The 14,271-nt window shown below is 59.1% G+C and carries 10 protein-coding genes; 6 read left to right on the top strand and 4 right to left on the bottom strand.

The window, feature by feature from the left end; all coding sequences use genetic code 11:
- The first annotated feature begins 233 nt into the window (after positions 1-233).
- The 4 genes from KGB23_RS07545 (at position 234) to KGB23_RS07530 (ending at position 6,159) form a co-directional block, all read left to right on the top strand.
- Entirely contained in the window at positions 234-2,021 is a 1,788-nt protein-coding gene (locus KGB23_RS07545; protein ID WP_223430532.1) for a type I secretion system permease/ATPase, read from the top strand.
- Positions 1,987-3,312 (top strand): HlyD family type I secretion periplasmic adaptor subunit, encoded by a 1,326-nt coding sequence (locus tag KGB23_RS07540; protein ID WP_223430531.1) that lies wholly within the window; start codon positions 1,987-1,989, stop codon positions 3,310-3,312. Before KGB23_RS07545 ends, KGB23_RS07540 begins: the two co-directional genes overlap by 35 nt.
- 2 nt (positions 3,313-3,314) lie before the next feature.
- On the top strand, positions 3,315-4,700 hold the full coding sequence (locus tag KGB23_RS07535; protein WP_411741489.1) for a TolC family outer membrane protein: 1,386 nt from the start codon (positions 3,315-3,317) through the stop codon (positions 4,698-4,700).
- Between the two features lie 742 nt (positions 4,701-5,442).
- Entirely contained in the window at positions 5,443-6,159 is a 717-nt protein-coding gene (locus KGB23_RS07530) for a LuxR C-terminal-related transcriptional regulator (protein WP_223430530.1), read from the top strand.
- A 289-nt stretch (positions 6,160-6,448) separates the two neighbouring features.
- On the opposite strand, the gene KGB23_RS07525 is transcribed toward KGB23_RS07530, so the two are convergent.
- Entirely contained in the window at positions 6,449-11,077 is a 4,629-nt protein-coding gene (locus tag KGB23_RS07525; RefSeq protein WP_223430529.1) for a beta strand repeat-containing protein, read from the bottom strand.
- A 354-nt stretch (positions 11,078-11,431) separates the two neighbouring features.
- On the opposite strand from KGB23_RS07525, the gene KGB23_RS07520 reads away from it, so the two are divergent.
- The gene (locus KGB23_RS07520) at positions 11,432-11,761 is read left to right on the top strand and encodes a DHCW motif cupin fold protein (protein WP_223430528.1); all 330 of its coding nucleotides are present in this window, start codon (positions 11,432-11,434) and stop codon (positions 11,759-11,761) included.
- A 96-nt stretch (positions 11,762-11,857) separates the two neighbouring features.
- A complete protein-coding gene (locus tag KGB23_RS07515; protein ID WP_223430527.1) occupies positions 11,858-12,430 on the top strand; it encodes a DUF4157 domain-containing protein in 573 nt (190 codons plus the stop codon).
- Here the strand turns inward: KGB23_RS07515 and KGB23_RS07510 are convergent.
- From KGB23_RS07510 to KGB23_RS07500, 3 genes are all read right to left on the bottom strand, one after another.
- The gene (locus KGB23_RS07510) at positions 12,399-13,109 is read right to left on the bottom strand and encodes a class I SAM-dependent methyltransferase (protein ID WP_223430526.1); all 711 of its coding nucleotides are present in this window, start codon (positions 13,107-13,109) and stop codon (positions 12,399-12,401) included. The two genes, KGB23_RS07515 and KGB23_RS07510, sit on opposite strands and share 32 nt — an antisense overlap.
- A gap of 64 nt (positions 13,110-13,173) precedes the next feature.
- A complete protein-coding gene (locus KGB23_RS07505) occupies positions 13,174-13,770 on the bottom strand; it encodes a cytochrome c3 family protein (protein WP_223430525.1) in 597 nt (198 codons plus the stop codon).
- Between the two features lie 9 nt (positions 13,771-13,779).
- The gene (locus KGB23_RS07500) at positions 13,780-14,265 is read right to left on the bottom strand and encodes a nitrate reductase cytochrome c-type subunit (protein WP_223430524.1); all 486 of its coding nucleotides are present in this window, start codon (positions 14,263-14,265) and stop codon (positions 13,780-13,782) included.
- Positions 14,266-14,271 lie beyond the last annotated feature (6 nt).

Genomic DNA, 14,271 nt, shown 5'->3' with positions numbered 1-14,271 from the left:
CGCGGCGCTGGCCAGGTAACCATGCACCAGATACATCTCGCCAGCCCGCTTTGGCGGCGACAGCACGCGTCCTAAAGCATCTTGACTACGAAGTCGCTGGTACCTTGCGTGCGTTTCACCGCCGGGTTGTAGAGGTAATGCTCATTGCCCGAGGCGATCCGGCCAATTGCTGCACACAGTCGTTCGGCGTGATCTAAGCTCCACAAAAGATGGCTTCTCGTGCAGGAGCTTCAATGCGAAACGAACCTGAAAACAGTCTGAAAAATGCTTTGAAAGCCTGTAGAGACAGCCTTATTTCTGTTGGCTTTTTCAGCTTTTTCATCAACGCGCTAATGCTCGTTCCTACCTTCTATATGCTTCAGGTGTATGGGCGAGTGATCACTAGCGGAAGTATGACGACCCTGGCAATGCTGACGCTGATCATGACCGGGCTGGTGGTCACGCTCGGCTCCCTGGAATGGGTTCGTTCGCGCATCATGGTTCGGGTCAGTACCCGGCTGGATGTGTTGCTGAGTCGCCAGGTCTATAAGGCCAGTTTCAAACGGGCGCTGGACAGTGGCGGCATGGATGCCTCGGCCCAGTCGCTCAACGACTTGACGGGCTTGAGGCAGTTTCTCTCCGGTAATGGATTGTTCGCCTTTTTCGATGCGCCCTGGTTGCCTATCTATATCGCTGTGATGTTCATGTTTCACCCCTGGTTTGGCTGGGTGGCGACGGGCAGTGCGCTGTTGTTGTTATTGTTCGCGTTTATCAATGAAAGGCTGACGGGGCCGACACTTGCTCAGGCTAACAAGGAGCATATTGGCGCGACGCTCTACACCACGAAAAATCTGCGCAACGCTGAAGTCATCGAGTCCATGGGCATGCTTGAAACCCTGATGGACCGTTGGGGGCGTCGCCAAAGAAATGTCCTGTTGCTGCAGGCCCAGGCGAGCGATAGAGGTGCCATCATCAGCACGCTTTCCAGGACCTTCCGGATCCTGGTGCAATCACTGATCCTCGGTCTGGGGGCATACCTGGCCGTGGACCATCAGGTGGGGGCAGGCCTGGTGTTTGCCGGGTCGGTGCTGCTAGGGCGCGCATTGGCCCCCATCGATCTGATCATCGGCAGCTGGAGGGGCTTTATTGCGGCCCGCTCGCAGTACCGCCGTCTCAAGGACATCCTCGACAAACAACAGGCTCAGCCCGAACGTATGTCATTGCCTGCGCCTAAGGGGCAAGTGCAGGTGGAGAATTTAGTAGTTACGGCACCTGGCTCGAACACCCCGATCATCAAAAACATAAGTTTCAGCGTACCTGCCGGCTGCGTTGTCGGAATCATCGGTCCAAGTGCCGCGGGCAAGTCCACTCTGGCCAGGGCACTGATGGGGGTATGGGCACCGCAGCATGGCGTGGTCCGGCTCGATGGTGCGGACATCAGCGCGTGGGACAAACATGAGCTTGGGCCGTATATAGGTTACTTGCCCCAGGACATTGAATTGTTCGAAGGCAGCATCAGCGAGAACATTGCCCGCTTCGCCGAGGTCGACTCCGAGAAAGTCGTTCTGGCGGCCAGGATGGCTGGCGTTCACGAAATGATTCTGCTGTTACCCGATGGCTATGACACCGTCATTGGCAGCGATGGCGTCATGCTGTCGGGAGGGCAGCGCCAACGCATTGGCCTGGCCCGCGCCCTGTATGGCAACCCGCGGCTGATTATTCTCGACGAGCCCAATTCCAATCTCGATGAAGTCGGTGATCGCGCCCTGGCGATGGCCATTCAGCAGCTCAAGCTGACAGGTGCAACCCTTTTTGTAATTACCCATCGAACCAACATCGTGTCCCAACTTGATCGGCTCATGGTGGTGAATGGTGGGGTTATCAGCCTCTTTGGGCCACGCGAGCAAGTGCTGGCCGAACTCAACGCGCAGCAACAGCAGGTACAAAAGCACGCCATGCAAGCAGGCACCAGCATGGCTTCGGTCGCTACCAGCAAGGGCGATGTCGATGGACCATACGATTCTCAGTCGTCAAATAGATAGTTTCGCCGACCTGGCGGTATCCGATCGAAAAATACGTCGCCTGGGTTTTGGCATTGTATTGGCGACTTTCGGCGTGTTTGGTACCTGGGCGGCAATCGCGCCGCTCGATGGCGCGGCTTACGCGCCTGGCGTGGTCACCGTGCAGGCGTACCGAAAAACGGTACAACACCTCGAAGGTGGCATCGTCAAAGAGGTGTTGGCCCATGACGGTGACATCGTCAAGCGTGATGACCCGGTGATTATTCTCGATGATGCCCAGTTGCGATTCGAATACGAGATGACCCGAAGTCAGCTCGCTGCCGCTAGAGCCATGGAGGCAAGGCTTCGGGCTGAGCGGGACAATCTGTCGGTGATTGACTTTGGCAGGATGACCGGTCCCGATAGTCTGCGAGGTGCTGAAGCGCGCCAGGGCGAAACCCAGGTATTCAACGCGCGACGGGGATCACGGTTGGGCCAGATATCGGTGCTGCAAGAGCGCATGGGTCAGTTGAATCAACAGATCAAGGGGATGGGGGCGATGATCGGTGCCAAGGGCCATCTGGATAAATCCTACAGTGGGGAAATAGTTGAGTTGACCGACCTGCTGTCGCAAGGGTTCGTTGACAAACAACGTCTGCTTGAGCAACAGCGCAAGCTGGAAATGCTCAGGACCGAAATGGTCGACCACCGTTCCACCATTACCAAGACTCGCCTGCAGATCAATGAAACACAGTTGCAGATGCTACAAATCGATAAAGACTTTAATGCCGACGTCGTCAAACAATTGGCCGAGGTTCAGACCAAAATTTATGACCTGCAAGAGAAAGCTTCCTCCTTGGAGGACCGGCTCAACCACATCGTCATCCGCGCACCCGATGCCGGTATGGTGATTGGTATGACGGTGCATACGATTGGGGGCGTCGTGCGCCCGGCGACACCGCTGCTGGACATTGTTCCCTCGGTTTCAGAACTGGTCATAGAGGCCCAGGTGGCGCCGGTCGATATCGATCGCATCGCCATCGGCAAGCGTGCCGATATCCGTTTTGGCGCGTTCAATAGTGCGACCACGCCGGTGATCGAAGGCGAAGTCAGCAGTGTCTCGGCGGACCGGCTGATCAACGAAAAGACCGGGACTGCCTATTACCTGGCCCGGGTCCGGGTCACCGAAGCCGGTGTGCGCACCTTGGGTGAACGCAAATTACTGCCGGGGATGCCCGCGGATGTGTTGATCATCACGGGGCAACGCACGCTGTTGCAATACCTGATGCAGCCGGCCCGCAATGCCATCGCTCAATCGATGATCGAGGAATGATCGTGCGAGTGCCTGCAGTGTTGCCCGGTGGTCTGCTCATGCTGGTACTGGGCACCGATATTGCCTGGGCGCAAACCTCTGCGCCGACGCCGACCGGGGTCAGTGCCTCGACATTTTCCACCGATCTGATGCAGCTGTATCGCGAGGCCCGGCTGGAAGACCCGCGCATATTGGCCTCGTATGCGCGAGCGAAGGCGGGCCAGGAGCATCAGCGCGAGGCCTTCGGAGCGCTGTTGCCGCAAGTCTCGCTCAATGCAGGGACGAATCGGATTCATCAGGAGAACGAGTTGGTGCAGCGCAGTTACGATAGCGAAAACTACAGCCTGGTGCTGCGTCAGTACCTCTACAACAAGGCCGCGTGGGAGAACTACCAAAAATTCAAAAGCCAGGCCAAGCAGAACGAATCGGAAGCGTTGGAAGCGCAGGCCGAGGCCACAGTGGACTTGGCGCAGCGTTACTTCGCCGCGTTGGCGGCCGAGGATGAATTGGAGTTGGTGAAAGCGGAGCGTCAAACCACGCAAAAGAGTCTGGACAGAGTCAATGCGTTGTACGCAAAGCAGTTGGCAATGGTTACTGATCAGCTCGACCTCAAGGCCCGGGTAGATTTGCTGGCGGCGCAGGAACTGGATGCCCGGAACCAGGCCAGTATCAGTCGCGAGGCACTGGCGGAGATCGTCGGCCGGCCGGTCAAGGAGAAGCTCAACCGGATTCGCGATGATGTGCAATTACGGGTGTCGGCGCAGAGTCTTGAAACCTGGGTGCGCGAGGGTGTAGCGCAAAACCCGGCACTCAAGGCCAATGAAAGCGGCGTCGAAGCGGCGGGCGCTGCGTTGCGCAGCGGCAAGGGCGGGCACTATCCGACCCTGAGCCTTACGCTGAGCGCGCAGCAGACTAACGAGGGCTACAACAATACCCAGGCGCCGCGCACCGACAGTTATGTCGCCGGTATTGGCGTGCAAGTGCCGCTGTACAGCGGCGGATCAACCTCGGCGCGGGTGCGTGGGCTCTACCAGGATCAGATTACCGCCGAGCAGCAACTGGAATCGGTCCAGCGCCGGGTGGTCAAGGAGATCACCAGCGCTTACCTGACCGCCAACTCGAGCGCAGAGAAGATCAGTGCGAGCCGCAATGCCCTGGCCTCGGCACAGCTGTCCAGAGTGGCGGCAGAGAAAGCACTCAGTTACGGAATGGTCAATGCCGTCGATGTACTGACCAGCGTACGCAACGAATTCCGGGCTCGTCGTGACCTGCTCAAGACGCAATACGACTTCGTCACCAATGTCTTCACGCTCAATCGCTGGGCGGGAAAGCCGCCTGCCGAGAGTGTCGAAAACGTTAATACCTGGTTAAGCCCCGACAGTTCCAGTCAAGGCGTTGTGTCCCCCTGATCCTTCAGGCAATACCGACTTTGTCCCCGTCCCGACTGGACGCTGCCGGTTGGTTTTTCGATGCATGTCCCTCTCACCATGTTCCAGCACACGAATCCATGACGTTGCCGGACGCATACGCTCTGGCGGGCGCCAGTTGCTATTGCTAACCCACAGGAAGGGAGCGGCCAGGTGATTTCGCCTAGGTCTGGCTCGTGGGGGACTCGGCGAGGCAGATTTAGCCGGCAAATTGACGTCAGTGTTACTGCTGTGCTTGTGCGTGCGCCATTCGTCGGTTAATTGACGATTTTGATCGGAAGCAGACTTTGGTCGCAGGACGCCCCTGCGAGCCTAAGACCCTGATTTTCTAGGGTTGAAGACCTCTTGGGAGTATCGGCCGGGCTACCCGCATGAGGCTTGAATCGACGACTGGCGGTTGGGCGGGCTGGCAACGCGCCGGGCTGGCCTAGACTCAGTTGAGCGGCTCGTGGGAGCACATCATCATGCGCAAGCTATTGATGGTTATTCCTATTTATGTTGTCTCGATGGCTTTACCCGGCTTTTGGAAGGGTCCGCAACCGCAACCCTGCCGGTGCAACTGGTGGACTCGTGTCCCCAGGGCCGAATACCCGGGCGGGCACCGTCAAGGCCAGTCGGCACTCGCATCGGTCCTTCAATCGCTTGGCCAGATGAGCAATCTGCTGATCCAGGAGGGTCAGTGGGTGGAGGCCATCGTTCATCTTCAAAGGGAGTCAGGAAAGTAATGACGACCCACATAAAACCAATACGCGTGATGCTGATCGATTGTCGTCCCCTCGTTCTCAGGGGCCTTCACGATTTGATCAATGCGAGGAAGCCTCGGATGGAGGTGAGTGGCCAGGCCACCACCTATACCAATGCGCTGGATCTTGCCGATCAGTTGCGTCCCGATGTCATTTTTTTCAGTTTCTTTCCAGATGCGCTGGACCCGCTGGCGGTCGTGGCGGGACTCGCCCGCAGCGCCGAAATGAAAGTGCTGGTACTCAAGGGCCTGTACGAAACCGTCCCCGTTGCCCAGGCGATAGAAGCGGGTGCACGCGGCATCGTGCTGGCGGAAGACCCCACGGAATCGATCATCCGCGCCATCGTCACGGTCCACCATCGCGACATCGGACTGAATAGATCCTGGGCCGTTGGGCTTTCCGGCTATGCCGCGACCGGGCATATACCCTTGAAACGCAATTTGGAGCAGGCTAAACAGGCGCGGCTGACGCTGCGTGAGAGGGAACTGATTCGCGCCATCGTGGGGGATCCGTCCGCCAAATACATGTGCATCGCCGGGCGCCTGGGCATTAGCGAGCACACCGTGCACAACCACCTCAGCAACATCTATCAAAAGCTTAATCTGATCAACCGCATCGACTTGCTGATGTACGCGCAGAAGCACGGGCTCACCAACAACGAAGAACCGCCCGAGTCCACTTGGGCGCAATCGGACTGACTGATGCGCGCCACGGCACGGCGCACGCCGTCATCGGGCAGGGGACAAACCCGTTCCTGTGCCCGGCAAGCCCGGCAATAGCATCTGCCCAACCCAAAACACCCTGAACCAATAGTTTTGATGTGCTGCAGCGCCAGATGCTGTTTTGCGGCGTGGGTGTGCCTGGCGTCAAAGGCTTCGCCCCTTGAGCCCGGGACGCTCGTCTGGCCTCGTTGGCTCAGGAATAAGCAGCCCAATGAAAACGGCCTGGCCCCCTCGCGGGAGCCAGGCCGTGTGCCTACAGCGGCATTCAGACAATGTCAGTGCTTGCGATGTCGGTCACACCGACCAACTGGATGATGGTGGTGATACCGTTGCCGTCGGCGTCAAATGCCAGGTAGCCGTCGCCTCCAACGACGCCAAAGTAGTAGTTCTTCGTGCCGTCCAGCGCGATATCGGCGGCGGCTGTGAATGCCGCCAGGTTGGTGACCGGTGCCAGCACTTCGGTGTAGTTCGCCACCGAGCCCGGCACCGTGAAGTTGAGCGAGTCACTGCCGGTGGCAAAGCCGCCATCGATGACAGTCAAGCCTATGGAGAGCAGCCCGTCGACGTCGGTGTCGGCGATCACGAATGTGTCCGCACCCGTTGAGGCCGTCACGTGGTGGTCGCCAACAATCGTCACGTCCAGGGTTTGCGTAACCGTCGCATCACCGTCGGCATCCGCTACCGCCACATCGAAGGTCAGGTGGGCGTCCGGTGTCGCCGTGGACACGAAGCCGATGTTGACGATCTTGATGGGTTCGTTATTCCCCTCAGTCGTGGCGCCGCCGAACGCTATCTGGGCATTGGGTGTTGCACCCTCAACCCCCGGAGTCGCGGGATTGTCGATGGCCCCATTGAGCTGATACCCGGTTCCGGTTGTGTTTTGGGTCGATGTCACCACTTGCGCGCCCTGGATCGAGTAGTGTTCTCCGGTGAAGTTGTAGTCATTGCTCTCGAAGACCACGATGCCGTTTTGTGCCTGAGCCACGAATCCGTAGGTGGGCACACTGTCATTGAGAACGTCGTCATTACTGGCTGAGTTTCCAACAATGAAGGTCCGATTGATTGTATGAGTGGGGTCATTGTCATCAACCAGCTTCAATACCACCAGCATGTCTTTGCCGGCGCCAATGCCCGCCTGTGTGAACTCGAGAAAGATCGCCTTGCTCGTGGCCCTGTCCGCGCTAGAAGCGGTGAACCCCTGGGGATTTGTTTTGTAGAAGTCCAGATCAATCACCTCGTCCGATTGGAGCGTGTCGCTGGCAGCGCCAATCGAATCCGATGAGACCGTGACATACCGTCGATCATTCGAGAACAAACCTGTGGTGGTGTCGTAAGCGAAGGTTTGGGGCGTCCCGTTATTCACGCCGAATCCCTCGAACTGCACAAAGAAGTTGCTGGCAAGCGTCATCACCGAGACCGGAGGGTTCGATCCCACGGTCGTGGCCGAGTTGAGCGCATAGCCCTGGAGCGGGTTACCAGGCGTCGAGGTGTTCAGGATGCTGAAGCTCTCAATCTCATGATCCAGCAGCAAGGTATAGGTGTCAGCCACCTTGTCAAAGGTCAGCGTGCCGGTGGCGTTGGTGGTCGCTCCCTGCGCCGGATTGTTGGACACGTAGGTGAAACCCACGTTGAACACCGCCTGGCTATCAGTCTCCGAGGCCCACGTCACCAATTTGTTGGTGATGGGGTTCGTACCCACCGTGACACCCGTGAGGGCCACGGACAGGAAGTCGGAGTTCGTCGCACTGTAAGGTGCCACATGCGTGTCTGCGCCAATCGAGTAAGCGTAGACGCCCGTTCCACCTTCATCCGTCAAGGACGTCCCGTTGCTGGAGTTCGCGTAGACCAGATTCGACTTGGCCGTTACGACCGGGGTGTCGTCATCGACGTTGATCCCCAGCGTGCCATCGGCCGTATCGCCATCACCATCGGTCACCCGGTAGTTGATGGTGAATGCCTGGTTGTTCTCGGTCAGGCCCGCCACATGGAGGATCGGGTTGTTTTGCACCACCGTGTAGGCGCCCGTTGCCGCGACCATCGTCAGCGTCAGCACCGTGGTCGTGCCCTGCTTGACCAGCAGACTGGTGCTATCGGCCACATAGGTGAAGCCTGCGGGTGCTCCGCTGGTCAGATAGGCCACTGTGCCGGCCCCGTCCTGACCAAAGTCGTGGCCCAGAGTGCCGCTTGTGTTAGCCGAGTCTGCATCGTCGCCCGTGCCGCCAGCATTGCCACCGGTGAGCGCATCGTCGTCGAGCAGCACCGTGTTGTTGGCTGACACCGCCGGTCCGTCGTCGTCGAAGTTGATGTCGTCGCCGATGCCCACGCTGTCGGTGCTGGTGTCGCCGTCGCCGTCGGTCACCGTCACCACCGCGTTGATCAGGCCGGTCAGATCGATCCGGTCGTCATAGGCCGCCGCCGTGCTGCCGGCGATGGGGTGCGTGAGCGAGACATACTGCGCGACCGCCACGTTGCCGTCCTGCTGCAGCGCAATCGCGAACGCCGCCGGATCGGCGACCGTGACCGGGCCGTTGGCGACGTCATAGCGGCCGACAATCAGATCGCCTTCCTTGAACAGAATGATGTTCTTGCCATCAGTGGTATCGAGCAGCGAGTCGGTGCCGTCGCCGCCCACAATCGCCAGCGACAGCACTTTCGTCGCACCTTCCTGGTCCTGGCCAAAGCTGCTGAGCGTCGTGGTGGCCAAAGGCGTGGTGCTGATCGCGAACTCCGCTGGATTCAAGTCCGTGCCCTTGTTCACCACTTCCGTGTCGAACAGCGCCAGAACCGCCGCCAAGTCGCTGTCGTTATCCTGGTTGCCGGCTGTCTCGTCGATTGTCACTGCGCCGCCGCCATCGGCCACGTCCGCGCTCGGCCCGTCGTCGTCGAAGTTGATGTCGTCGCCGATGCCCACGCTGTCGGTGCTGGTGTCGCCGTCGCCGTCGGTCACCGTCACCACCGCGTTGATCAGGCCGGTCAGATCGATCCGGTCGTCATAGGCCGCCGCCGTGCTGCCGGCGATGGGGTGCGTGAGCGAGACATACTGCGCGACCGCTACGTTGCCGTCCTGCTGCAGCGCAATCGCGAACGCCGCCGGATCGGCGACCGTGACCGGGCCGTTGGCGACGTCATAGCGGCCGACAATCAGATCGCCTTCCTTGAACAGAATGATGTTCTTGCCATCAGTGGTGTCGAGCAGCGAGTCGGTGCCGTCGCCGCCCACAATCGCCAGCGACAGCACTTTCGTCCCACCCGCCACATCCTGGCCAAAGCTGCTGAGCGTCGTGGTGGCCAAAGGCGTGGTGCTGATCGCGAACTCCGTTGGATTCAAGTCCGTGCCCTTGTTCACCACTTCCGTGTCGAACAGCGCCAGAACCGCCGCCAAGTCGCTGTCGTTATCCTGGTTGCCGGCCGTCTCGTCGATGGTCACTGCGCCGCCGCCATCGACCACGTCCGCGCTCGGGCCGTCATCGTCGAAGATCATCTTGGAGCCGATTTCGGCGGTCGAGACAGAGGCCTGGACCAGCGTGAAACCACCGATATCAAAGTCGGCGTGGTTATTACCCTTGGCGTCGAGGGCTGCCCCGTTCTCGATGAGTACGCGGTTGTGATCCGTCGTTGTGGTGTATTCAATCTGGTAGCCGGCTTTAACGCCGGTGATGGTTGCAACCCCACCAGAAAAGCTGATGGTAATGGCCGGATCATCCGCCGATCCGTTTGAATTCTCGATCACCTGCCCGGTGCTGATGTTGATGACGCGAACATTGGAGATGGCAACCGTCGAATCATTCGCATAGCCGTCGATGAAACTCGCACCAGATTCAACAGCGGTGTTGAATGCACTGATTTTTACGACAGCACTCTTGCCGCTTTGCAACTGCACGATGTCGAAATTGGCCGACTTCGCATTGAAAACGGCGGTAAAGTCGATGTTGGATTCAACATCTGCTTCGTTCTGATCCAGGTTGGGAATGGTCATATCCTGCCTGGCACCCGTGACGAACGAAAAGCGGATGCCTTCCTGTTCCGTAATCATCTGGCTGTTGGTGCCGAAGGTGGTCGGGCCACCGGCCTGGCTGGTATTGATCGTATCGCCAGTCGTTATATTGATGTCGTCTTTCGTGTCGATGGGGTCAAGCCCGGACTGATTCGCCGGCTCCTTGCCGGTGGCGATGATGGTGGGATTCGTGATCCGCAATACACCACCGTCGTCGACAACTGTCGGGTTCGCCGTCGTGAACATCAGAAAGAGGTTCTGACCGGAAGGCGCATTGGCCAGATTGAATTCCAGGTCCTGACTGACTCCGACGAAAACCTTGTCCTGCAGATTGAGCGAATCATCGGGATTCGTCGTAACTGGATGCTTGAGCGGTTGATACTCCACGGTCCAGATCTTGCCGCCCGAAACCGGCGATCCGGTTTCTTCGATATAGGCAGCGAACACGATCGCGCCGGTCGAGCCACCGGCTCGGCCCAGAACGATGTTGTCGTTGTTCGCATCCGTATAGAGAAAGATGCTGGTGCCATCGAGGGTGTCCAGTCCACTGTCCAGGCCATTGAGCGGTGCACCAGCGCTGTCGACGAAGCTGATATTGGTAATGCTGGCTCCGGGGGCAGCGGTGACGGTGAACGCATTGCTGCCCGTGTTGCCCACGGCACCGGTATAGCCACTCAACGCTGCACCCGTTGCGGTACCGGCACCCAGTGCAGTCAAACGGGTAGCGAAGGTCGAGGGCAGGGAGGTCACCAGAATGTCGTTGTCGTCAGCGTCTCCCGCAGGGCTTGGCGTGGCGGTGAGGTTCTGCAACCCGGCCGTTTCGTCCAGCGAAACGTCCTCGCCGGTCGCCACGACGCTCAGAGCGCTCGTCAGCAGCAAATCTTGTTCTTGAATAGTCATGACGTTTACCTGGGCAGTTGCGGTCATCTAGGTCTGACCGTTGACCTTTGATCGCTACTATGGCTAAGCGCCAGTGATTGCGCATCGGCCGAAACTCCCAAGCGGGGTGGGAGTTTCGGACTACTTGGGAGGGGGAGACGGGATGAGGCGCGAGGGCGCGCGGCGCATATTCAGTTTGTTAATGAGGACATGGCGCCGGTGTTCAAGACCGGTTGAATCCACAGCCGAAAGCTGCCTCTGACTATCATGCTTGAGTGGGTCGCCTGTATCTCATAAATGCGGGGCATCTGTGTCTATCGAAAGTAGTGCTGGATGGTTACGGTCCACAGACACTCCTTCATTGATGAGGCAACGATGGATCTAACGGCTGTTCCCTTTGGTACGACCGATTGGTCGACTGTCGAACCTGTTCAGTACGCTGGACAGACGGGTAGCGCCTATTGGCGAACCTGCCAGTTTGGTTCAACGCGTGTGCGGATGGTTGAATACAGTCCCGGATATCTGGCCGATCACTGGTGCTGGAGAGGTCATATCCTGTTGTGTCTGGAAGGCGAGTTGCACACGGAGCTGGAGGATGGTCGTCAGTTCACGCTCACCGCCGGGATGAGCTATCAGGTGGGCAGCAACGCTGAAGGGCATCGATCTTTCAGCACCACCGGTGCCAAGTTGTTCGTCGTGGATTAACGCTGGGGCGCTTGGTTCGGGACTACGCTAAAGCCATGCGGATTGCCGATCAATGGTGACCCAATGTTTGCGCTGCGTCCGTCCCTGGAGCGCCCAATGTCGCCCATCACCACGCGCCTGGTGGCGCTGTTGGTTCTTTGCCTGACTCTTGAAGTGCCTGCCCAGACCAACGCCTGCCCAGAGGGCGAGACACAAGTGTGTCTGGACGGCTGCATCTGCCTGCCAGTGCCTGATGGCATCTACCAGATCGCGGCACCTGCCCTGGCGATGTGGCTGACCCAAGCCCGCGCCGAAGCAGCCACCGCCGACATCCAACCCATTCCACCGCACATCCGGGAACAACTGCTGCGCTGGTACGACCCCGGCGTCCTCGATACTGCGCGCTACAAAGTGAGCGACAACGGCCAATTCAGCGCCGCCACTGCCATGCTGCAAAACCCCGATGTCGGTGCCGTGACGCTGATCGACATCATCCTCTTCCGGGACGCTCAAGCCGCAGAACAGGATATCGCGCTCTGGGCTCACGAATTAAAGCATGTGCAGCAATATCAGGAGTGGGGGGTAGAAGGATTTGCCCAGCGGTATACACAGGATTTCAATGCTGTGGAGGCGCCGGCTTATGCCATACAGGCTGAGGTCAGGCGGTGGGTGCGGGAAGGGAGTTACTGAAGAGTCGCGAACCCCGCTGCTCGGCCACCAACAGCAATGACTGCGGCACAGGGCTTTGCGGGTGCTGCGGTTCCTGCAGGACGGCTAGCTGAAAACCGGCCATGTCCAGCGCATTGAGCCAACTGGACAAGGAGCGGAAATACCACGGCATGGGTTGCCACTGTCCCTTGAATCCAGTGAAGGTCTCTTCCCGCCAACCATCCTGATAGTCGCCCGCCGCTGCGGTCCATGGATGCAGCGTCTGGATCACCAGCGCGCCGCCAGGGGCGAGCAAGGCGTTCATGGCGGCGAGCAGCGGGATGATGTCCTGGTGCAGCAGGGCGAAGTTGGCGCAGATCAGGTTGTAGTCGCGGCCGATGTCCACCTTCGCTTCCACCAACGCTTCATAGCTCGCCAGATGCACCGGCGAAGAGCCCGCCGCCCGCGCCGCCTCGACCAGCGTCGCATCGCCATCCACACCGACCGCCTTGATGCCCCGTTCAGCCAGCACGCGCAACAGCCAGCCCTCGCCGCAGCCCAGGTCGAGCACGCGCTCGGGCTGACGGCCCAGCACCGCCAGCAGGATTGCCTGGTCGGTGACCTTGAGGCGACTTTCGATGGCGCCGGTGCGGATGGCGTCGATCCAGGATTGGGCGTTGTGATGCCAGCTGTCGAGGAGGGTGGATTCAGGGGCGGGCATGTCGGTGACCGGCGTTGTTGGTTGGATAAAAGGATAGGATAAGTGCGGGCGGATCGAAAAATCCTTACCAGCCTTTCACTCCGCTCATATCGGGCAGCTTGTGAGCGATGCCCTTGTGGCAGTCGATACAGGTGGCCTCACCGTTGGCCAGAGAAGTTGAGTGCATGGCAGAAGCGCGCTTGCTCTGGCGGGTAAAATCCATGAACTCGAAGTTGTGGCAATTACGGCATTCGCGAGAGTCGTTGGCCTTGAGCCTTGCCCATTCATGTTCGGCCAGCTCGCGCCGTAGCATGAGAAATTTGTCGCGCGTATCGATGGTGCCGAAAATCTTGCCCCACACCTCTTTTGAAGCCTGCATCTTGCGCGCGATCTTGTGGGTCCATTCGTGGGGGACGTGGCAGTCCGGGCAACTGGCGCGCACGCCGGATCGGTTGGTGTAGTGGATCGTGTCCTTGAGCTCGACGAAAACGTTGTCACGCATCTCATGACAGGAGATGCAGAATTTTTCGGTATTGCTCAGCTCCAGCGCGGTGTTGAAGCCACCCCAGAAAATGATCCCGGCGATAAAGCCCCCCAGTGTCAGAAAGCCCAGGCTGTAGTAGAGACTCGGACGACGCAGAATGCCCCAGTAATCCTTAAGCAGGGCGAACAGTGCTTTCATGTTGCCTCCTCAGGGTTTCTGCGCGGCGTTGGCGTCGTCTTGCAATATCTTGTCGATCGTTTCGAAGCTGTTGCCCACCAGGGGCAGCACTTCTGTTTGCGACACGTGGCATTGGTTACAGAAGTACCGGCGCGGTGACACCGCCGCCAGCGCCTGGCCGTCGCGGTCCATGTAGTGGGTGATGCTGATCATCGTCGCCTGGGTCCGTGCGCTGTTGGCACGGCTGTGACAGGACAGGCACTTGTTGCCGTTTTTGTCGATCTGATAACCGAGGATGGTATGAGGGATGGTGGGAGGCTGGTCCGGGTAATTGCGTTCGCGCTTCAGGTCCTTGTTTTCTTCATTGGCAATGGGCGGGGCCGGCATGCTCTGGGTCAAGGTGCCACCGGGCCGGCGCCCATCCGGCCCCGGTGCATCGAGGGGGTAATTGACTTCTGCAGCCATCACCACGCCAATCGCAGCGAGCAGGAGCAACGGCAGGATTCGCAAAGGCATGACGGT

Origin of the sequence: Pseudomonas sp. GL-B-26, from assembly GCF_019947405.1 — a bacterium.
Classification (GTDB): Bacteria; Pseudomonadota; Gammaproteobacteria; order Pseudomonadales; family Pseudomonadaceae; genus Aquipseudomonas.
This window is presented reverse-complemented; position numbering and strand designations above follow the sequence as displayed.

What these genes read in the sequence shown, in the direction of transcription:
- KGB23_RS07515 (WP_223430527.1), top strand. Translation starts at nt 11,858, where the DNA reads ATGTCGCCCATCACCACGCGCCTGGTGGCGCTGTTGGTTCTTTGCCTG.
- KGB23_RS07520 (WP_223430528.1), top strand. Translation starts at nt 11,432, where the DNA reads ATGGATCTAACGGCTGTTCCCTTTGGTACGACCGATTGGTCGACTGTC.
- KGB23_RS07545 (WP_223430532.1), top strand. Translation starts at nt 234, where the DNA reads ATGCGAAACGAACCTGAAAACAGTCTGAAAAATGCTTTGAAAGCCTGT.
- KGB23_RS07530 (WP_223430530.1), top strand. Translation starts at nt 5,443, where the DNA reads ATGACGACCCACATAAAACCAATACGCGTGATGCTGATCGATTGTCGT.
- KGB23_RS07540 (WP_223430531.1), top strand. Translation starts at nt 1,987, where the DNA reads ATGGACCATACGATTCTCAGTCGTCAAATAGATAGTTTCGCCGACCTG.
- KGB23_RS07500 (WP_223430524.1), bottom strand. Translation starts at nt 14,265, where the DNA reads ATGCCTTTGCGAATCCTGCCGTTGCTCCTGCTCGCTGCGATTGGCGTG.
- KGB23_RS07510 (WP_223430526.1), bottom strand. Translation starts at nt 13,109, where the DNA reads ATGCCCGCCCCTGAATCCACCCTCCTCGACAGCTGGCATCACAACGCC.
- KGB23_RS07505 (WP_223430525.1), bottom strand. Translation starts at nt 13,770, where the DNA reads ATGAAAGCACTGTTCGCCCTGCTTAAGGATTACTGGGGCATTCTGCGT.
- KGB23_RS07525 (WP_223430529.1), bottom strand. Translation starts at nt 11,077, where the DNA reads ATGACTATTCAAGAACAAGATTTGCTGCTGACGAGCGCTCTGAGCGTC.